Here is a 21,828-nt window from a genome sequence, read left to right as displayed (position 1 = left end):
TTGTAGTATTGTTAACATGTAAATTTTGGTTTTAATTTTATCCGTATATCCGGTCCAATATGTTTTATACTGGTAAAAATAAATTTATTTACTTGATTTAAGTGAATATTTTTTGTATCAAAATATAATGGTTTTGCTAAGTTTCCTAGCATTTTTGGAGCGATGTATAAAATTAATTCATCTATTAAATTTAACTTAATCATATTACTACATAAGCTTGTACCGCATTCTATCCATACTGTATTTATTTGTTGTTTACCAATAAATTGTAATAATTTTTTTAAATTAATATAATTTTTATATTTTGGTAATATTATTTGTTTAACATGATTTGGCCAGTATTTTTGGTCATGATATAATCTTATTAACCATACTTCACTACTATTTTCTTGAATAATTTGGTGAGTAGGTTGTATACGGTTTTTACTATCTAGAATAATTCTTTTTGGTTGTACATATTTTTTTTGGAATATTTTATTAATATTACATCTTGCGGTCAATTTTGGATTATCTTTTAAAATCGTACTACTAGTACTTAAAATTGCTGCACTTAACGCTCGTAATTGATGTGTATCTTTTCTTGCAGCTTTACTAGTAATCCATTTGCTATTTCCATTTGGCATAGCAATTTTACCATCCATAGAAATGGCCATTTTTAATTGTATCCATGGTAACCCTGTTTCCATGCGTTTTAAGAATCCTAAATTTATATTTTTAGATTCTTTACATAGAATTCCAACTGTGACTTTTATACCATTTTTTTTTAAGTACATGACACTTTTACCAGACATTTTTGGATTGGGATCTAACATAGCTATCACTACTCTTGTAATACCGGATTTAATAATTAAATGACAACATGGAGGAGTTTTTCCAAAATGATTACACGGTTCTAGTGAAATATATGCTGTTCCATTTTTTGATAATGGACCAGCCATATTAATAGCATTAACTTCTGCATGGTTTTCACCTGCTTTTTGATGCCATCCTATACCCACAATTTTTTTTTTTTGAATAATAATACAACCTACATTAGGATTAGGAGCAGTAGTATATTTTCCACGTTTTGCTAATTGAATTGTTTTTTTCATGTAATATACATCTTCAGAAAATTGTATTTTGTTTTTTAATGAAGAATTCATAGTATTATAGTTTATAAAAATATTATTATTGATCATAATATATTATATAATTTATACAATTGATTTTATAACTCTTGCAGTATTTTAATAATATTAATCATTTCTAATATTGTTAATGCTGCTTCAATACCTTTATTACCTAATTTTGTACCTGATCGATGTATAGCTTGCTCAATATTTTCAGTCATTAAAATACCCAATGCGATTGGTATATTATTCTTGATGCTAATATTCGATATTTGAGCGGTAATATCAGTTGCTAGTTTATCAAAATGTACTGTTTCGCCTTTTATAATTGTACCTAAAGCAATAATACCATTATATTTTAATGAACTAGAAACGATATTTGCAATAATAGGAATTTCATATGATCCGGGTACTTTTATAACAGTAATATTTTTTTTTTGTATTTTCCCAATTCTATGTAAGGTATCAATTGCACCTTGTAATAAATTTTGATTAATAAAATTATTAAATCGGGGTATTAAAATTGCTATTTTTGATTTTTTAGTTGTTACACCAGCATCAATACTTTTTACACTGTTTGTTTGTATGGGTTGTATATTTATATTCATTGTATTATTAATGTTATATATGATTATCAAAATTATAATATATAATATTTTTTATTTTTAAATATTGATTTTTATTTGATGATAGTATAAGATATAAATAATAGCGGGGTGGAGCAGCATGGTAGCTCGTCGGGCTCATAACCCGAAGGTCGCTGGTTCAAATCCAGCCTCCGCAACCAGTGTTTTAAATTTATTAATTTAAGTATATATTTTTTTAATAATGCATGAATACAAATATTTTTTAATTTAATAGTATACTTATTATTTTATGTGTATTGTCTTTTAAATATGTTACATATTATAATAATTATATAGCTATAGATAATCTTTAAAAATTCTTTTTTTTATTAATATTAATTTCTAATTTTTTACAGGGTAGAAGAATTTTATTTTCATCCAAAGCTTTTTTGAATTGAATCATTAAATCCCAATATACTGCATTTAAAATATTTGTATTACTCCAACAGCGTGCAATAAAATTCATAGAATATGGTTCTAGTTTGTTTAACCCAACAATGATATCTTTATTTTTCAATACTCGTGGTTCATTATACATAACATCTTTTAATATCTTAATTACTACATCAACATTTGCATTATTTGTAACATTAATGATAAATTCGTTTCTACGGCATGGTTCTCGGGAGTAATTGATGATATTATTGGATGTAATCTTGCCATTTGGAACAACGATTATTTTTCCATCTAATGTTTTTAATGTTGTATAGAAAACATGTATATTGAGTACAGTTCCAGAAATATTTTTACAAACAACATATTCTCCAACACGTAATGGACTAAAGATAATTAATAACACTCCTGCTGCAAAATTAGATAGTGAACCTTGTAATGCCAATCCAATTGCCATACCCGCAGCACCTAAAATCGCAATCACTGATGTTGTTTGAACACCCAATCTACTTAATGCAATGATTGTACTAATGGTAACAATACTATATCGTACAATAATAGTGAGAAAGTCAGATATTGTGGTATCAATTTTTCTATTATAGAATATTTTATTCAATGCTGTAGAAATAACTTTAGAAGTAAAAATACCGGTTAACATAATAATGACAGCTGATATAATGTGTACAATATATTTGAACAATGTTTTCTGATGCAATGTTATCCAGTTGCTGACATAATTAATATTATTAATTATATTACATTCGTGCATTTTTCACTCCTAAAGACTAATATTTGTATTTTTATAAAGTATGTTTTACCATAAATCATATGCATGTAGTGTATGAAAAATTTGTATTAATTTTTGAGATATTTGTTTTTGTGATTTTTTTGTCCATGTTCTTGGATCATAATATTTTTTATTAGGTTCATATCGATTGTTCGGATTACCTAATTGTGTTTGTAAATATACTTTATATTTTTTGTAATATTTTAAAATACCTTGCCAGGCTGCCCATTGTATATCAGTATCAATATTCATTTTAACTACACCATAATCAATTGATTTGTTAATATTAATAACAGATGATCCAGATCCTCCATGAAAAACGAAATAAATTGGGTTTTTTTGTAAATTATGTTTTTTATAAATATATTGTTGTGTATCATATAAAATTTCTGGTTTTAATTGTACATTACCTGGTTTATATACTCCATGTACATTTCCAAAAGATGCGGCAATAGTGAAATTAGAACTAATATTTATGAGTTTTTCATATGCATAATTTACATCTTCAGGTTTTGTATATAATAATTCAGGTTTTATATTTTGATTATTTATACCATCTTCTTCTCCCCCGGTACAACCAAGTTCTATTTCTAGAAACATATTATTATTTTTTATATTATTTAAAAAATGGCTACAGATTTCTATATTTTTTTTAATTGGTTCTTTTGATAAATCAAGCATATGTGAAGAAAACAGAGGATATCCTTTTTTTTGAACGTGTTTTGTGCTAATGTTAATTAAGTTTTCAACCCATGGTAAAATATCTATATGACAATGATCAGTATGTAAGATTACGGGAACATTATAGTATTTTGCAACACGATGTACATGTTTTGCTGCAGAAATTGCTCCTAATGTTGCTTTTTGAATATTAGAAACGCCAATCATTTGCCCCGCAATAAAAATAGAACCACCGTAAGAAAGTTGAATAATGACCGGTGCTTTGACGACGGATGCAGTTTCTAGTACTGTATTGATAGTATCTAAGTTTGTACAATTAATAGCTGGTATAGCAAATTTTTTTTCTTTTGCAAATCTAAATATGTTATGTATATCTTGTCCAAAAATTACTCCGGATGTAATATTATATATTTTGTTCATTTATTTGTTCCTAATATAATAATATATTTATATGCATGGTGAAATAATTTATTTATTCATATATTCTAACATTTGTATTGCAGGTAATTTTTTACCTTCGACAAATTCCAAAAATGCCCCACCTCCTGTTGAAATGTAAGATATCTTATTTTTTATATTAAACATATGAATAACGTTAATTGTTTCGCCGCCGCCTGCAATACAAAAGGATTGACTACATGCAATATTTTTTGCAAGTGCTCTAGTTCCTACTGAAAAATTTGGAAATTCAAATACTCCCATTGGTCCATTCCAAAGAATGGTCTTTGCTTGTTTGATAATTTGGCTCATATTTTCAATACTTGCATCTCCTATATCCATTATTTCTTCATGATTATGGATTTGTGATGGCTGTTTTACAAAAGCAGGGCTATTTTTTGAAAATTCTGTTCCTACTCTTGAGTCAATTGGTATCAATATGTTGTTTTGGTCTCGTATTTTTTTTGCTAATGGGATAAATTTTGGTTCATATAATGATCGTCCGATATTATAATCAATAGCTAAAAATGTATTTGCAATTCCGCCTCCGACAATCACGGTATCAGAGATTTTTGAAAGTGTGTTTAATAATTTAAATTTTGTAGATATTTTTGCCCCTCCTACAATAGATATCATCGGTCGTTTAGGATTTTTTAAGGCATGTGTTAAAGCTTTTATTTCAGCGCTTAATAATAATCCAGCACATGCTATTTTAGAAAACATACCTACTCCATATGTAGACGCCTCTTTTCTATGTGCACTTCCAAAAGCATCCATAACAAATATATCACATAAATTTGCATATTGTTTAGATAACTTATCATCGTTATTTTTTTCACCTATATTAAATCGGACGTTTTCTAATATTAGTAATTCACCTGATTGTATCGTAACTGGTTTGATATGATCACTATAATGAATTTTATTTTTATAAAATATTTTTTTTAAATATTCTACAATAGGTTTCATGCAGAGTGTTGCATCGTATTGTCCTTCTTTTGGACGACCTAAATGTGACATTAGTATTACTTTGGCGTTTTTATTTAAAGCATACTGGATAGTTGGAATACTTGCTTGAATGCGACTATCTGATAGTATTATTTTATTATGTATCGGTACATTGAAATCTACACGAATTAGGACTCTTTTATTATATAAATCAATATCTTTCATGTGGATTATAGTTTTCATAGTTTTTTTGATAGCTATTATTTGATAATATATTGTGATAAATATTTTATATAATAAAATTGATTATATTTCTTTGTTTAGTGAATATTTTTAATATTATCATGTATTATGTAAAGTCACTTACAAATAAGTAATAATTGTTTATTATATGTTCGTAGATATTTCTGAAAATATCTGTTTAATGAACACTATTTGAAGACAATATTTTATATTATAACTTACACCATGTTGTAATACCATCTAAGAACATTTGTGTAGATAACATAATTAGTATTAATCCCATTAATCTTTCTAACGCGTTTACACCTTTTTCACCTAGAAATTTTAGAAATACATCTGATAATACAAGAATAATAACAGTAGTACTCCATGCAATAAGTAATGATATTGATAATGTTAATATTTGATTAGAATATTGATGTGATAATAGCATAAGTGTTGCTAATAACGATGGTCCAGCTACTAGTGGTATCGCTAATGGCACTAAAAACGGTTCTGTTAAATCATTTTTTTTTTTAGTTTGTTGTTCATCTGGAAAAATCATTTTTATTGCAATAAGAAATAATATAATACCACCTGAAATAGATACAGTTTCTGCTTTTAAATCAAGTATTGCTAATGTTTTTTCTCCAGCCAGTAAAAAGAAGATCATAATACCTAGCGCAATAACCATTTCTCGTAATAGTACAAAGATACGTCTTTTAGGAGTTAAGTTTTTTAGAATAGACATAACAATAGGTAAATTACCTAAAGGATCCATAATTAATATTAACAATATAGTTGTGGAAATCATTGCATTCATTTTTTTACCTGTATAATGGTTATTTTTATATTAATGTTTATATAAATTAATATTTTGGAATATATTTGTAAATAATTTTATTATTTACTTTGAAATTAATAATTAATTTTTCAGTTTTAAATAAAAATATATATTGAACAATTATAAACATATTGTACAGTTTTCAACAAATATCTTCAAATTAAAATTAAATATATTATTATATTATTTATATGATTATATCAATTAAATTATTTTGAGTGTAATATTTATGAAAAATACTGTTGGTTTCATTGGATGGAGAGGTATGGTAGGTTCTGTATTAATACAGCGTATGATTGAAGAAAATAACTTTGATAATATTCATGCTGTATTTTTTTCAACATCAGAATCAGGAAAACCTGGTCCAAATATTCAAGGTAGTAATATATTACAGGATGCATATAATTTTGATTGTTTGTTAACTATGGATATTATTGTATCATGTCAAGGCGGAAAATATACTGATTCTACTTATCAAAAATTACGTGGTTTAGGTTGGAATGGATATTGGATTGATGCGGCTTCTTCATTAAGATTACATGAAGATGCAATTATTGTATTAGATCCAATTAATTTACAGGAAATGTATGATGCTATTAATGTTGGAGTAAAAACTTTTGTTGGTGGTAACTGTACTGTGAGTTTAATGTTAATGGCATTAGGTGGATTATTTTTTAATAATTTAATTGAATGGGTATTATTTTCGACATATCAGGCTGCTTCTGGGGCAGGTTCTAAACACATTATTGAACTTATTCGGCAAATGGGTTATTTATATCAATCTGTTTCAGATAATCTTGAGAAAAAGCAGTGTTCAATTTTAGAGATTGAAAAAATTATGTCAAAATCTACACAAGATATTAATTTTCCTAAGCAAGAATTTTTGGCGCCGTTAGCAGGTAATGTTTTGCCTTGGATTGATTGTGCTGTACAAGATAATCAAACTCGAGAAGAATGGAAAGTTCAAGTTGAAGCGAATAAAATCTTAAATTCTAATTATATGATTCCAATAGATGGTACTTGTGCTCGAGTTGGTACTTTTCGTTGTCATAGTCAAGCATTTACTATAAAATTAAAAAAAGATTTATCATATTCTAATATTTATGATATTTTAAAAGAGCAAAATAATTGGATTAAAATTATCCCTAATAATATGCATTCAACATTAAATTTATTAACACCGTTCGCTGTAACTGGAACATTAAATATTGCTGTTGGTAGGATTAGGAAATTAAAAATAGGTCAAAATTTGTTATCTATTTTTAGTGTTGGTGATCAATTATTATGGGGTGCTGCAGAACCATTACGTAGAACATTAATGATTTTATTAAGCATATAAAATTTTCATAATAGAAATTTATTTATATATTTTTTGTATAATAAATTCATATGGTAGATAAATAATTTTTTTACTTATTAATTGATATTTCATAAATTTACAGAATAATGGGATATCCCATTTTGTAGAAATATCATTTGATAAGATTAATATTATATGTTTTTCATTGATATGTCTTATATTTTTTTTTAACATAATGATTGTATCTGGGCATGTAAAATGTGTTAGATTGAATATTTTTAGTGACATAAATATTTTTTATATTATGTATGATTTGTGATTAAAATATAAAAATTATTTTTTTTATATATTCCCATAATAATTCATGTTTACAGTTTTTATTGTTTATTTCTAATGTTGTTAAAATATTAATGATATTATATATTTTATTATAATTCATATTATGAAATATTATTTGTAAGTTTAGTGTCTTATCATAAAATATAATATTTTTTTTATTATTATTTAAATATTTTGTATAAATATTATATTCTTTAAGGTGGATTAAATGTATCAAATTATTTTGTAATGCTCGTATTAATTGTGATATATTATATTTTACTTTTTGGAAGAATGTTAACATTCTGACTGCTTGTATGTGATTTTTTGAAAATAATGCATAAATCCAATGTTTTATACTGAATGATACCTGATCTACTATAATTTCTTGAATATACTTTGTTGTTATGTTTGTATTAGTATTAATTATTTGTAAAATTTCTAATATTTTAAATAACATTAATAAATTTCTTTCATAGTGATATGATAATAAATCAATAATTTTGGACTTTAAACAAAAGTTCATAACATGAATTTTCTTTTTAATCCACTGTTTAGTACAGTGTATAGTTAGATATGGGCAATAGATAATAATTTGATTTGATTGAATGATTTTTTTTAATGTAATTATATTATTTACATGATGAGTATTATTACACCGTATAATTAATATTATGTTTTTATTATTATATTTTTGGATTTGATGTAATATATATTGTAAATTATGATGAATATTATTTTTATTAAATATTATTAATAATATTTTTTTTTGAAAAAAAAAATCTCGTTGCTGATATTCATGATATACTTTGTTCCATGTATCATGTGATTGAATTATTATTTTTATAATATGCAAAAAATTTTTTTTTTGATAATATTTCAATATGCATGTTTGTACTTCTTGTGCAATAAAGAAATCTTCTTCTAAAATAAAATAACAATTAATATTTGTAAGTTTTATTTTTTTAATTATATTATATTCAATATAGGCATACATAATATTATATTACTAAATTAATAATTTTATTAGGTATATATATAATTTTTTTTATTTTTTTTTTGTGTGTAATATGTAATGTTTTTTGGTTTTTATATATTATTTCTAATATTTTTTTTTGTTGACTATCTTTAGGAATGGTTAAAATGTCTTTTTTTTTGCCATTAATTTGAAAAACTAAATTAATATTAGTATTTTTGATTAATTTTTTATTATATTTCGGCCATAATATATCATCTATATTCGTATTAATAGAGAATTTTTTCCATAATATGAAACTAAAATGTGGAACAAATGGATATAACATTTTTATAATTGTTGTTAAGATTTTTTTTAAAGTTATGTTGTTAGTATCATCTTTTATATGGCTATTATATATTATTTTTGATAACTTCATGATTTCAGAAATTGCTGTATTATATGATTGACGTTTTTTAATATTTTTTGATACTTTGTAAATTGTTATATTCAAATTAGATGTAATTTCTTCTATAGTATATTGTTTTTTATTTTTTTTATTATTTTTAATATTATATAAATAATTATACACCATGGTCCAAATTTTTTGTAGGAATCGATACATTCCTTGTACTCCGGATTCATTCCATTCAATATCTGATTGAACTGGTGCTGCAAATATAATAAACAATCTAATAGTATCTGCTCCATATTTTTGGATCATGTGTTCAGGGTCAACTCCATTATTTTTAGATTTTGACATTTTTATCATACCAGCATGTATAATATCTGTTTTATAATTTGAAAGAATTTTTTCGATTTTACCATATTTATTTCTAATTATTTTGATATTTTTAGGTGTTATCCATATTTTTTTACCTGTATTACTAATATAGTAAAAAGCATCAGATAATACCATACCTTGACATAATAATTTTTTTGCTGGTTCTGGACAAGAGATTAATTTTAATTCATACAGTAATTTATGAAAAAAACGAAAATATATTAAATGCATAGTAGCATGTTCAATACCTCCGATATATTGATCAACTGGTAGCCAATAATTAGCTGCTTTTGTATTAACCATGCCGTCATATTTAGGATCAGTATATCTAATATGGTACCATGCAGATTCTAAAAAGGTATCGAATGTATCGGTTTCTTTTCTCATCGGCAAGTTATTAATAGTAATTTTTGACCAATTTTTATAAATTTTATTAATATTTTTTAATTCAGATATTGTATTAATTTCAGGCGGTTGTATTGGTAATTTATCATCCGGGATCAGTATAGTATTGTTATTATAATACGCGACAGGAATAGGTGTTCCCCAGTATCGTTGTCGTGATATGCTCCAATCTTGTAAACGATATATATTCTTTTTTTTAATAATATTCATTTTTTGTAATAAAGCGAAAATTTTTTTTGTAGCTAATACACTATGTAATCCATTAAATTCACATGAATTACATAGTATACCTTGTTCTGTAGGAACTTTTATATTTTTTTTAGTTATATCATTTGTATTTAATAACACAGATTTTATTGTAATATTATATTTTTTTGCAAAATTCCAATCATGTTTATTATGAGCCGGGCATGATAAAATACAATTAATATTGTATTCTAAAGTAATATAGTTTGTAATCCATATTGGAATTTTATCTTGTGTAATTGGATGAATGGCATAGTTTGATGTTTTTTTGCCAATATACTTTATTTCTGTATTAGAATTATGGTTTCTTGTATAATTATTTTTAATAAATATCTCTATTTCTGTTTTATTTAATTCTTTTGTTGCTAAATTATGTAATGGTGATATTGCAATGTATGTTATTCCAAATAATAAATCTAATCTAGTAGTATAAACTTTAATTTTTTTTGTTGATTTATGTATATTAAGAATAATTTCAAATCCTTTTTGTTGGCCAATCCAGTTTCTTTGCATAGATAACACTTTTTTAGGCCATTTTTTTAGTAATGTTAAATCTTTTAATAACTTTTCTGCATAGTTAGTAATTTTAATAAACCATTGAGGTATCATTTTTGTAATAATTTCAGTTTGACAGCGCCAACATTTTCCATCAATAACTTGCTCATTTGCTAATACTGTTTTATCATTTTTACACCAATTTACTAATGCAGTTTTTTTATATATTAAATTTAATTTGTATAATTTTTTAAAAAACCACTGTTCCCAGTGATAATATTGTGCATTGCAAGTAGTAATTTCTCTATCCCAATCATAGCTAAATCCTAACTTTTTTAGTTGATATTTCATATCTTTAATATTATCATGTGTCCATTTAGATGGAATAGTATTGTTTATGATGGCTGCTTCTTCTGCTGGTAACCCAAATGCATCCCATCCAATTGGATGTAATACATTTTTTCCCGCCATACGTTGATATCTAGCAATTACATCACTAATAGTATAATTACGTACGTGTCCCATGTGTAATTTACCAGACGGGTAAGGTAACATAGCTAGACAATAATATTTTTTTTTATTTTTATTTTCAATTACTTTAAAAGTTTTATTTTTTTCCCAATATTTTTGTGCAATAGGTTCAATAATATGCGGTTCATATAGTTTTTTCATATTTAATAATATTTTTTTGATGGCTTGCGTGAAATTATAAAATGCATTATTTAGTAAATTTTTTTTAAGTATTTATATTGTATGGTATATCTTGTAGTATTTTTATAGATCTGAATCATATCCTATATATATTATTGTATTATTATAGTATTTATTATGATAGATTATATTGTAAATTATTCAAAAATGTATGGATTTTTGTATCCTAATTTTTTCATAATATTAATTTCTATATGTTCCATAATCATTTTTTCTTTTGTATTATTATGCTTATAACCCATTAAATGTAATATTCCGTGAATAATAATATGTGCCCAATGCGCTTCTATAAATTTATTTTGTACATGTGCTTCGTATTGTAAAATTTTTGGACAAATTATTAAATCTCCAATTAATAAAAAATTTTTTATATATATATTAGTATATTGAAAAGATAATATATTTGTTGGTTTATTTTTTTTGCGGTATAAAAAATTTATTTTTTTTATTTCTATAATATTTACAATACGGATAGTAATTTCAGATTTTTGTTGTAGTACAGATTGAATCCATTGAAAAATTTTTTTTTTTTTTGGAATAAAATATTTTATATTATTATTGATCTGTAAATTTAATTTTATTTTTTGTATATGATTTTTTTTCATAAATTATATACATATACCTTCAAAAATATTGTTTTTTTTATTCACGATTTTTACTTTGACAATTTTACCGAGTACATTGTGTATATTATAAAATATTACTGTTCTATTATTTTCTGTAGTTCCAGAAAAATAGTGTGTTTTTTCTTTCCAATGGTTATTTACTAAAATATTTTGTGTACTATGAATCATTTTTTTATTCCAGTTTAATGTTTGTATTTTAATTTGTTTTTGTAATATTTGTAATCTTTGTTTTTTCTGAATTATACTAATATTATCTTTTAATTTTGATGCTGGTGTACCAGGTCTAGCAGAGTATATAAAACTAAAACTCATATCAAAATTAATGTATGACACGATGTTCATAGTATCTTCAAAATCAGAATCTGTCTCTCCTGGGAATCCTACAATGAAATCAGAACTAATTTGTATGTTTGGACGTACTGTTTTCAGTTTTTCTATAATTGTTTTATATTGTTCAACAGAATATGGACGTTTCATGAGTTTTAAAATTTTATTTGAACCGCTTTGTATGGGTAAGTGTAAAAAACTTACTATTTTTGGTATATCTTGATAAACATGAATAAGATCATCATTAAAATCCATTGGATGGCTTGTAATAAATCTAATTCTTTCAATTGCAGGAATTTTAGCAATTTCTCTTAATAATTTTGAAAATGTATATTTTTTGTTGTTAATATCAATTGTTTTATAAGAATTGACATTTTGTCCTAATAATTGTATTTCTTTAATACCTTTTTTAGATAATATAGTAATATGTTTGATAATATCATTCAATGGGCGACTAATTTCTCTACCACGAGTATATGGGACAATACAAAATGAACAATATTTATTACATCCTTCCATAATCGGTATAGAAGTTGCATAATTATTATATTCAGGTTGTATCATATTTTGAAATTTTTCCATTTTAGGAAAACTAATATCAAATACCTTTTTTTTTTTTTTAATTTTTTTTTCAATCATTTCCGGTAAGCGATGTAATGTCTGAGTACCAAAAATAATATCAACAAATTTTGCTCGTTTGATAATTTTTGATCCTTCTTGATTTGCTACACAACCACCTACTGCTATAATAATATTATTATTTTTATTTTTTAAATGTTTCCATCTACCTAATTGATGAAAAAGTTTTTCTTGTGCCTTTTCTCGAATAGAACAAGTATTTAAAATTAAAATTTCTGCTTCAAAAAAATTATTTGTTTGAATATAATAGGTATTTTTTTTTAATGTGTTAGCTATTATTAATGAATCATATTCATTGATTTGACAACCCCAAGTCTTAATATAGAATTTTTTATTATGTGTATTCATTGTATTGTACGTTGTTTTTAAAAAATGATAATATTAGTTTAATTATAGTATAATCTTGAATAATATAAAATATTACATATTATAATATTAATAAATTAAAGTGCATTTTATTTAATTCATATCTAATTCTAATTTTAATAATTCATTTATTGTTTGTTTTCTACGAATTATTCTTGGGATACCATCTTCAAATAATATTTCTGGTATTAATGGTTTGCTATTATAATTGGAAGACATAGATGCTCCATATGCGCCTGTATTATGAAAGACAATATAATCACCAATTTTTATTTTTGGTAATAAACGTTCTATTAATTCTCCTTGTGAATTTTGAGTAAATATATCACCAGACTCACATAGAGGTCCACCAATTATTGTTTTTCTATATTGACAATTGCTTATGATGCGATTATCTGCTGGTATAATTGATATATGATGGTAACTTCCATATAAAACCGGTCTCATTAAATCATTAAATCCTGCTTCGATGAGAGTAAATATTTTTTTTCCAACTTTTTTTATTTCATATACTTTAGCAATTAAAATTCCAGATTCGCCTACTAAAAAACGGCCTGGTTCAATTTCTAAGTGAATTTTATTATGAAAATATTGTGATAGTGTATTTCGAGCATTATTCCATAATTTAAAATAATGTTCAGTATCAACTGGTATATCTGTCATTGTATAAGGTATAGATAATCCACCGCCTGCTGATATAAATTGAATTTTTTGATTGAGTTTTATTGCTTGTTGTATCATTGCATCACACACTTTTTTTAAATGTTGATAGTCTACACCTGATCCAATATGCATGTGTAATCCTATTAAATTTAATTTATATTTTTTTATTATTGGTATTGCTAATTCTGGTTCCCACATTCCGTGTTTGCTATTTTCGCCTCCAGTGTTTGTTTTTTTATTATGTCCATGCCCAAATTTTGGATTAATTCGTAACCATATACGGTGTCCTGGAGAATATTTTCCGATTTGTTTAAGCATATTTAACGAACCAGCGTTAACTGTAATTTTTAAATTAATAATTTTTTTTAATGTTTCATCATCAATTATATCAGATGTAAAAATGATTTCATCGTTTTTTGCTTTAAACCCTGCGATTAATGCACGTTTTAATTCACCTAATGATACGGCATCTATTTTTACATTACATTTTCTGATCAATTTTAAGATATGAATATTGGAACATGCTTTTTGCGCAAAGCGGATAGTATCAAATTTTTTTAATTTTTGAATTTGATGTTTAATAATATTTGCATCATAAAACCAGATTGGGCTATTTTGTTTTTTTAAAATTGGCAATATGTCTTTTTCATTTAATATTTTTGTTTTTTGAAACAAATGTATCATAGTAATACCATAAAATTATTGTGTGATTGGACGTAGTGTAGGAAATAATATTACATCTTTTATATTAGTATGATTATTTAAAATCATAATTAGTCTATCAATACCAATTCCTAAACCTGCTGTAGGAGGCATACCATATTCTAACGCTTCAATATATTCCATATCATATAATTCTGGTACTTTATTTTTATAATTTATATTATTATTTTGTTTTAAAAAACGGTTTTTTTGCTCTATTGGATCATTTAATTCCGAAAAACCATTTCCAATTTCGATGCCTCCCATAAAAAATTCAAATCGTTCTGCAAGTTTTTCATTCTGGTTATTTTTTCTTGCTAACGGTGAAATTTCAATGGGATAATTTACAATAAATGTTGGTTGAATCAATTTGTTTTCAGTAGTATTTTCAAATATTTTAACTAAAATTTTATTTAGGCTCCAATTATCTTTTAGAATAATATTGTGTGATTTTGCAATTTCTTTTATTTTTTTGATGTTTGTTAGATTTTTTTGCCTAATCAAAGGATTATAATACGTAATTGCTTCTTCTATAGTAAATATTTGAAAAGGTTTATCTACATATAACACTTGTTTTTGATATATAATATTATATGTATTGGTAAGTTGATAGATGATATGTTGTAAAAATTGTACGATAAAGTGCATTAAATCCTTATAATGTGAATAGGCGATATAAAGTTCCATCATAGTGAATTCAGGATTGTGTTTGTATGAAATACCTTCATTACGAAAATTTTTATTAATTTCATAAATTTTTGTAAATCCTCCAATTATCAATCGTTTTAAATATAATTCCGGAGCAACTCTTAAATACATATCTATATTTAAACTATTGTGATGTGTAATAAATGGTTTGGCAGTAGCCCCTCCTGGAATATTTTGTAACATCGGTGTTTCAACTTCAATAAATTTATTTATGTGCATAAAATTACGAATAATATTTAAAATTTTTGATCTTCGAATAAAATTTTCCATACTATTTTTATTGGATAAAAGATCCAGATATCTTTTTCGATAACGGGTTTCTTGGTTAGTTAAACCATGAAATTTTTCTGGTAATGGTCGTAATGATTTAGATAAAAGTAACATATTTGTACAATAAACAGATAAATGTTCGGTTTTTGTTTTGAAAATAATTCCTGTTATTGCAATAATATCGCCTATATCTAATTTTTTGAATTTATTCTGATAAAAATCAGGAGATAATTTTTTTTCTGTAACATAAATTTGAATATTTTCAATAATTTCTTGTATTATTATAAATGCTGCCTTTCCCATAACACGTTGTTTTATAATACGTCCGGTAATTTTTACGGTAATATTTAACTTATATAGTTCATCATGTGTATATGTGATATATTTTTTATTAATTTTTTTAATTGTAGTATTTGGTTGAAAATGATTCGGGAAATTAAAACCTTCTGTACAAATTTTTTTAAATTTATTTTTTCGAATTTCAAATTCATGATTTTCATTAATTAATTTATTATTTTTTTTTTTAATTGACATAATATTTTTCTATAATCCTATTTTTAAGCTTTTTTCAATAAAAATATCTAAGTTTCCATCAAGCACTGATTGTGTATCTCGAGTTTCAACACCGGTTCTGCTATCTTTAATACGAGCATTATCTAAAATATATGATCGAATTTGATAGCCCCATCCAATAGACGATTTATTATTTTCAATAATTTTTTTTTCATGATTTTTTTTTTTTAGTTCTAAATTATATAATTTACATTTCATTTGTTTTAATGCTTGTTCTTTATTTTTATGTTGTGATCTTTCATTTTGACATTGAGTAACTGTGGATGTTGGTAAGTGTGTGATTCTTACAGCTGATTCTGTACGGTTTACATGTTGTCCTCCAGCACCTGACGCTCGATAAACGTCAATCCTTAAATCAGATGGGTGAATATTAATTTTAATCATATTATTTGTTTCTGGATATATAAATGCTGAACTAAAAGAAGTGTGGCGTCTGTTTCCTGAATTAAAAGGACTTTTTCTTATTAATCGATGAATACCTGTTTCAGTTCTTAACCATCCAAATGCATATTTTCCAATTACACGTACAGTAGCTGATTTAATTCCTGCAATTTCACCAGATAATTTTTGGATGATTTCAGTTTTGAATTTTTTTTTATGTAACCACTTCAAATACATACGTAATAACATTTTAGACCAATCCTGTGCATCTATACCTCCTGAACCGGATTGTATATCAAGGTAGCAATTGCAAACATCATATTTTTTTTGAAAAGTATGATAATTTTGGATATCGATAATTTTTTTTTGTATTTTTTTTAATTCAAACATAATATCATGTAAAATACTATGATCATTAATATCATAAGATAATTTTAATAATTCTTTTGTATCAAAAATAGAATTTTTAATTTTATGTATTTTTTTAATGCAAGATTGAATACGTAGGATTTGATTATTCAAATCAATTTTATTATTTTTGTTGATTTTTTTTAATAATTTGTTATTTTTATTTTGTAATTCATATTCTAAATTTTTTATTTGTATAATTATGAGATGAATTTTTTCGTGATGTATATTTGTCATCATAATTTTTAATCCGATTATGTTATTGAAATTTTTTTAATTTTCAATATTATATAACAATGATTAAAATTTAATATAAATTATGTTTTTCATTTAAAATCTTCAATTATTTTATATGATATAACTTATTATATAATATACATTGTAATATTAATAATAATATTCGAAATTATGACTTATGATTCTATTAAATTCTAGAAATATTATTCAACATGTTAATTTTTTTGAATTATTAACAGGTTTTTCGATCATTAAAATATCTGGTATGGATAATCAACAATACTTACAAAATCATATTACTACGGATATATTCAAATTGAAGTCTGGAAAACACATATTATGCGGGAATTGTAATTCTCATGGTAGAATAAATAGTACATTACGGTTATTTCACAACAAACATGATTATTTTTATCTGCAAAGAAGTAGTATTTGTGATATTCAAATAACAGAATTAATGAAATATGCTGTATTTTCTAAAGTGAAAATCACAAAATTAAAAAATTATTCATTTTTAGGTGTAATTGGGCCAAAAGCAAAATCAGTATTATTATCGCATTTTCCATATTTACCGAATCACATAACTTCAATTGTATTTTTTCAAGATGTGATAATATTATGGTTTGATCAGCCTATACTGCGTTTTTTATTAATTGTGAAAAATAAACAGTTACAATCTTTAACAACAAGATTATATAAAAATAATATTGCTAATATAAAAAACTATTGGTTTTTTTTAGATATTAGTATTGGTATACCGATTATTGAAAAACCGGTATTTCAGAAATTTTTTCCCCAAGAATTAAATTTGGATATTTTAGGAGGATTAGATTTTCATAAAGGCTGTTATTGTGGACAAGAAATGATTTCAAAAATACATTTTAAAAATTTAAATAATAAAAAATTATTTTGCTTAGTTGGGACAGTGAACTCGGTAATTGATATTTTTTCATTGATTGAAATATATATACATGGAAATTGGAAAAAAGTCGGTTGCACCATATTTTATTTAAAAGTCATGAGTAATATATTTTTATTACAATGTATGCTGAATATAAATCGTATCCAGAGTAATATTTTTCGTCTTGCATCAGATCAAACTAGTGTATTATCTATGTTAGATACTCATACTAGAATATAATTAATCCTTTTGTTGAATAGATTATGTAATTCATAATAAGAAATTATTTTTTTTTATTATATTGGCGGTGTGCTACTTTACGGTCATTTTCTGTTAGATATTTTTTTCGTATACGTATAGATATTGGCGTGACTTCAATTAATTCATCATCATTAATAAATCCTAAAGCTTTTTCTAATGTCATTTTAGTAATTGGAGTTAATATAATTGCTTCATCAGTACCCGATGCTCTCATATTAGTTAATTTTTTACCTGTTAAACAATTGACTGTTAAATCATTTAAACGATTATGTATTCCAATAATTTGACCTGTATAAACTTTTACAGCATGCCCAATAAATAATTGACCACGTTCTTGTAAATTAAATAACGCAAATCCTGTACTTAATCCTGTTGCATTAGAAATTAGGACACCATTTTTTCTTTGATCAATATTTCCTGTTTGTACTGTATCATACTTTAAAAATGAAGAATAGAATATTCCTGTTCCTGAGGTTAGATTCATAAATTGATTACGAAAACCAATTAATGAACGACTAGATGTGACATATTCTAAATGTAATCTACCATCAATGCTAGATGTCAGATCAATCATTTTTGCTTTTTTTTGGCCCATAGTTTCCATGATTATACCTTGGTGACGTTCTTCAATATCTATTATAACGTTTTCAAATGGTTCTGTTTTTATATTATTTTTTTCTTTAAAAATAACTTTTGGACGCGATAATTCGAATTCAAAACCTTCTCGACGCATATTTTCAATTAATATTGATAAATGTAATTCACCTCTTCCAGAAACAGAAAATGTATTGGAATTTGTAGTATTTTTTACACATAATGCAACATCATGCATTGTTTCTTTTTTTAGACGTTTTCCAATTTGGCTTGATGTTAGATATTTACCTTCTTGTCCGCAGAATGGTGATGTATTTACTGAAAATAATATATTTACCGTTGGAGGTTCTATATTTACTGGTGGTAGTGCTTGGATATTTTTAACATCACAAATAGTATCAGAAATTGTTAACTCATTTAATCCGGTAATGGCAATAATTTCTCCAGCTGATGCATTTTGTATTTCAATTTGTTGTAATCCTAGGTATTTTAAAATTTTACCAATTTTACCATATCGAATATTTCCGTTTCGGTCAATAATTGATACTTTTTGATTAACAGTAACTGTTCCTCTTTGAATTCGCCCAATCCCTATAACACCTAAATAATTATCATAATTTAATTGGGAAATTTGAATTTGTAAACTACCCTGTAATTGTACTTGTGGAATCGGGGTATATTGAATAATTGCATTAAATAATGCAGACATATCATTTTTAATATTATTAGCTTGTTCGCCTGATTTTCCTAAGATTGCTGAAGTGTAAATTATTGGAAAATCTAGTTGTGTATCTGTAGCATTTAGATTAATAAACAAGTCAAAAATTTTTTCTATTACCCATTCCGGTCTAGCATTTTCTCGATCAATTTTATTAATTATAACAATTGGATTAATATTATATTCAAATGCTTTTTTTGTTACAAACCGTGTTTGTGGCATCGGTCCATCAACAGCATCCACAATTAATAATACAGAATCAACCATTGATAATACACGTTCTACTTCACCCCCAAAATCTGAATGTCCCGGAGTATCAATAATATTGATTCGGTATTTATCCCATTGAATTGCTGTATTTTTAGAAAATATTGTTATCCCTCGTTCTTTTTCTAATATGTTGGAATCCATAATTCGTTGATATTGTTCTTTATAATTTTTTAATGATCCTGATTGTTCTAATAATTTATCTAGTAAAGTTGTTTTACCGTGATCAATATGTGCAATAATAGCAATATTTCTAAGATTTTTAATCATATTACACCTGTTTTATAAAATAAAATTTATTATTTATGATTTATATGGTAATTTATATTATATTGAATATATTTTATATATAATATTAAATTTTTTATAATTTCTATAATGAGTATTTGATTAATGATTATTAATTATAGTTCTACATATTTTTTGACTAGCTCTACTAATGGACAGTGTGCTAGTGTAAAACAAGATGGCATGGAAATTGCTTTAACTGGTTACTCAAATTCTGGAAAATCAACTTTAATAAATTGTTTAACACATAATAAAAAATTATCTCGATTTAGTAAATACCCGGGTCGTACAAATATGATTAATTTTTTTACAGTAAATTCATATTTACGTTTAGTAGATCTTCCTGGTTATGGATACTCTACTGTGTATACTAATAAAAAAAATAATTATAATTTAATTTTTAATTATATTCAGACGCGTTCATGTTTAAAAGGTATTTTATTATTAATTGATATTAGAAGATTATTAAGAGTAGAAGATATTAAATTATTACAATATTTACAAATAAAATATATAAATATTATGATTTTATTAACGAAATGTGATAAATTGAATTTTTCATTTCAAAAAAAACAAATGAATATTATTAAACAGCAAATGGTTATATTTGGTAAAAAAATTCCAATTGTTTTATTTTCATCATTGAAAAATATAGGGGTGTTGTATGTATTAAAGATTATTGATATATGGTTTAATAAATATATTTGATATGATTAATATTACGTGTTGTTAATAATTATATTTTTAAGTTCATATATTATTTTAATATAATATACATTATCAAAAGTACAAGGATAAAATAATGATAGCAATTTTTTGGATTGATATTTTTGATTGATAGGAACATCAATTTTAATTTTAGCAAGTTTATATGATAAAAAAGCCATTTTTTTTCCTTGTTTAAGCTTATCAATAATATTTTTTTTCCCTCTGATATTTAATGTAGAAATTTTTTTTAAATTATTATATATTTTTTTGATATTACCTATTTTTTGGAGTAGTAGAATAGCTGTTTTTTTACCAATACCTATCACTCCTGGAATATTATCAACTGCATCACCGGTTAATGATAAAAAATCAATTATTAAATTTGGATAAATACCGTATTGTTTTTTTATTGTATTTGTATTGAGAATATTGTTATTTATATGATTTAATACATAAATATTTTTATTAATTAATTGTGATAAATCTTTATCACATGTGATAATTAATACAAATTGTCCTTTTTTTTCTAATATATTAGATAATGTCCCTATGACATCATCTGCTTCAAATTTAGGTATTATTATAGTTGGTATGCCTATATTTATTAGTATATTTTGTATTTTCAATAAAATTATTTTTAATAAATTGGGCATATTAGGTCGATTTGCTTTATAATTTTTAAATAACTGATTTCTAAAATTTTTTTTTTTACTATCAAAAATAATAATTAATGTTTCCGGTTTGTATTGTAATAATATATTTTTTAATACATATAAAAAACTATATATGATTTTTGTGTAAAGAAATCGTGCATGTGTATTTTTTAATTTCGCATAATATATACGATATAGATATGAGTGTCCGTCTATCAAAATAACAATTTTTTTTTTGTACATAATAATTAAATATAATATTTTTATATGATTGAT

Annotated in this window: 19 protein-coding genes and 1 tRNA gene; 4 read left to right on the top strand and 16 right to left on the bottom strand. The window is 24.4% G+C overall.

Annotated elements, in window-relative coordinates:
• Positions 1 to 11: 11 nt before the first annotated feature.
• Both ribD and ribH read right to left on the bottom strand, forming a co-directional pair.
• Positions 12 to 1,142, bottom strand: coding sequence for a bifunctional diaminohydroxyphosphoribosylaminopyrimidine deaminase/5-amino-6-(5-phosphoribosylamino)uracil reductase RibD (ribD, locus tag RJT54_RS01535; RefSeq protein WP_343128092.1), 1,131 nt, complete (start codon positions 1,140 to 1,142; stop codon positions 12 to 14).
• A gap of 65 nt (positions 1,143 to 1,207) precedes the next feature.
• Positions 1,208 to 1,717, bottom strand: a complete 510-nt coding sequence (ribH, locus tag RJT54_RS01530) for a 6,7-dimethyl-8-ribityllumazine synthase (RefSeq protein ID WP_343128091.1) — start codon at positions 1,715 to 1,717, stop codon at positions 1,208 to 1,210.
• 102 nt (positions 1,718 to 1,819) lie between these two features.
• On the opposite strand from ribH, the gene RJT54_RS01525 reads away from it, so the two are divergent.
• Positions 1,820 to 1,896, top strand: a tRNA-Met gene (locus RJT54_RS01525).
• Between the two features lie 149 nt (positions 1,897 to 2,045).
• Here RJT54_RS01525 and mscS read toward each other — a convergent pair.
• The 4 genes from mscS to RJT54_RS01505 form a co-directional block, all read right to left on the bottom strand.
• Complete coding sequence (gene mscS, locus RJT54_RS01520) at positions 2,046 to 2,897, bottom strand: small-conductance mechanosensitive channel MscS (RefSeq protein WP_343128090.1); 852 nt, start codon at positions 2,895 to 2,897, stop codon at positions 2,046 to 2,048.
• 45 nt (positions 2,898 to 2,942) lie between these two features.
• Positions 2,943 to 4,016, bottom strand: coding sequence for a class II fructose-bisphosphate aldolase (gene fbaA, locus RJT54_RS01515; RefSeq protein ID WP_343128089.1), 1,074 nt, complete (start codon positions 4,014 to 4,016; stop codon positions 2,943 to 2,945).
• A 48-nt stretch (positions 4,017 to 4,064) separates the two neighbouring features.
• A complete protein-coding gene (locus RJT54_RS01510) occupies positions 4,065 to 5,207 on the bottom strand; it encodes a phosphoglycerate kinase (RefSeq protein WP_343128088.1) in 1,143 nt (380 codons plus the stop codon).
• Between the two features lie 229 nt (positions 5,208 to 5,436).
• Positions 5,437 to 6,027, bottom strand: a complete 591-nt coding sequence (locus RJT54_RS01505; protein ID WP_343128087.1) for a YhgN family NAAT transporter — start codon at positions 6,025 to 6,027, stop codon at positions 5,437 to 5,439.
• 250 nt (positions 6,028 to 6,277) lie between these two features.
• On the opposite strand from RJT54_RS01505, the gene asd reads away from it, so the two are divergent.
• Positions 6,278 to 7,387 (top strand): aspartate-semialdehyde dehydrogenase, encoded by a 1,110-nt coding sequence (gene asd, locus RJT54_RS01500; protein ID WP_343128086.1) that lies wholly within the window; start codon positions 6,278 to 6,280, stop codon positions 7,385 to 7,387.
• Between the two features lie 18 nt (positions 7,388 to 7,405).
• On the opposite strand, the gene RJT54_RS02145 is transcribed toward asd, so the two are convergent.
• The 8 genes from RJT54_RS02145 to prfB form a co-directional block, all read right to left on the bottom strand.
• The gene (locus tag RJT54_RS02145; protein ID WP_428994167.1) at positions 7,406 to 7,582 is read right to left on the bottom strand and encodes a sulfurtransferase TusA family protein; all 177 of its coding nucleotides are present in this window, start codon (positions 7,580 to 7,582) and stop codon (positions 7,406 to 7,408) included.
• Positions 7,583 to 7,667: 85 nt separating this feature from the next.
• Positions 7,668 to 8,663, bottom strand: coding sequence for a hypothetical protein (locus tag RJT54_RS01495; RefSeq protein WP_343128085.1), 996 nt, complete (start codon positions 8,661 to 8,663; stop codon positions 7,668 to 7,670).
• A 4-nt stretch (positions 8,664 to 8,667) separates the two neighbouring features.
• Positions 8,668 to 11,223, bottom strand: coding sequence for a leucine--tRNA ligase (leuS, locus tag RJT54_RS01490; RefSeq protein ID WP_343128084.1), 2,556 nt, complete (start codon positions 11,221 to 11,223; stop codon positions 8,668 to 8,670).
• A gap of 176 nt (positions 11,224 to 11,399) precedes the next feature.
• The gene (gene ybeY / locus RJT54_RS01485; RefSeq protein WP_343128083.1) at positions 11,400 to 11,867 is read right to left on the bottom strand and encodes an rRNA maturation RNase YbeY; all 468 of its coding nucleotides are present in this window, start codon (positions 11,865 to 11,867) and stop codon (positions 11,400 to 11,402) included.
• 3 nt (positions 11,868 to 11,870) lie between these two features.
• Positions 11,871 to 13,202, bottom strand: coding sequence for a tRNA (N6-isopentenyl adenosine(37)-C2)-methylthiotransferase MiaB (miaB, locus tag RJT54_RS01480; protein WP_343128082.1), 1,332 nt, complete (start codon positions 13,200 to 13,202; stop codon positions 11,871 to 11,873).
• A 111-nt stretch (positions 13,203 to 13,313) separates the two neighbouring features.
• Positions 13,314 to 14,567, bottom strand: a complete 1,254-nt coding sequence (gene lysA / locus RJT54_RS01475; protein ID WP_343128081.1) for a diaminopimelate decarboxylase — start codon at positions 14,565 to 14,567, stop codon at positions 13,314 to 13,316.
• A 15-nt stretch (positions 14,568 to 14,582) separates the two neighbouring features.
• Positions 14,583 to 16,097, bottom strand: coding sequence for a lysine--tRNA ligase (lysS, locus tag RJT54_RS01470; protein WP_343128080.1), 1,515 nt, complete (start codon positions 16,095 to 16,097; stop codon positions 14,583 to 14,585).
• Between the two features lie 9 nt (positions 16,098 to 16,106).
• A complete protein-coding gene (gene prfB / locus RJT54_RS01465; RefSeq protein ID WP_343128079.1) occupies positions 16,107 to 17,165 on the bottom strand; it encodes a peptide chain release factor 2 in 1,059 nt (352 codons plus the stop codon).
• Between the two features lie 175 nt (positions 17,166 to 17,340).
• On the opposite strand from prfB, the gene ygfZ reads away from it, so the two are divergent.
• Entirely contained in the window at positions 17,341 to 18,303 is a 963-nt protein-coding gene (ygfZ, locus tag RJT54_RS01460; RefSeq protein ID WP_343128078.1) for a tRNA-modifying protein YgfZ, read from the top strand.
• Between the two features lie 43 nt (positions 18,304 to 18,346).
• Here the strand turns inward: ygfZ and typA are convergent, their stop codons facing one another.
• Positions 18,347 to 20,173, bottom strand: coding sequence for a translational GTPase TypA (gene typA, locus RJT54_RS01455; RefSeq protein WP_343128077.1), 1,827 nt, complete (start codon positions 20,171 to 20,173; stop codon positions 18,347 to 18,349).
• 123 nt (positions 20,174 to 20,296) lie between these two features.
• Between typA and yihA the strand changes: the two genes are divergently transcribed.
• Positions 20,297 to 20,899 (top strand): ribosome biogenesis GTP-binding protein YihA/YsxC, encoded by a 603-nt coding sequence (yihA, locus tag RJT54_RS01450; RefSeq protein ID WP_343128076.1) that lies wholly within the window; start codon positions 20,297 to 20,299, stop codon positions 20,897 to 20,899.
• Between the two features lie 11 nt (positions 20,900 to 20,910).
• Here the strand turns inward: yihA and RJT54_RS01445 are convergent, their stop codons facing one another.
• Entirely contained in the window at positions 20,911 to 21,795 is an 885-nt protein-coding gene (locus RJT54_RS01445; RefSeq protein WP_343128075.1) for a 5'-3' exonuclease, read from the bottom strand.
• Positions 21,796 to 21,828 lie beyond the last annotated feature (33 nt).

Source organism: Buchnera aphidicola (Takecallis taiwana) (genome assembly GCF_039355125.1).
Taxonomy (GTDB): Bacteria; Pseudomonadota; Gammaproteobacteria; order Enterobacterales; family Enterobacteriaceae; genus Buchnera_L; species Buchnera_L aphidicola_AG.
Note: the sequence above shows the minus strand (reverse complement) of the source record. Positions and strands in the feature narration are given on the sequence as shown.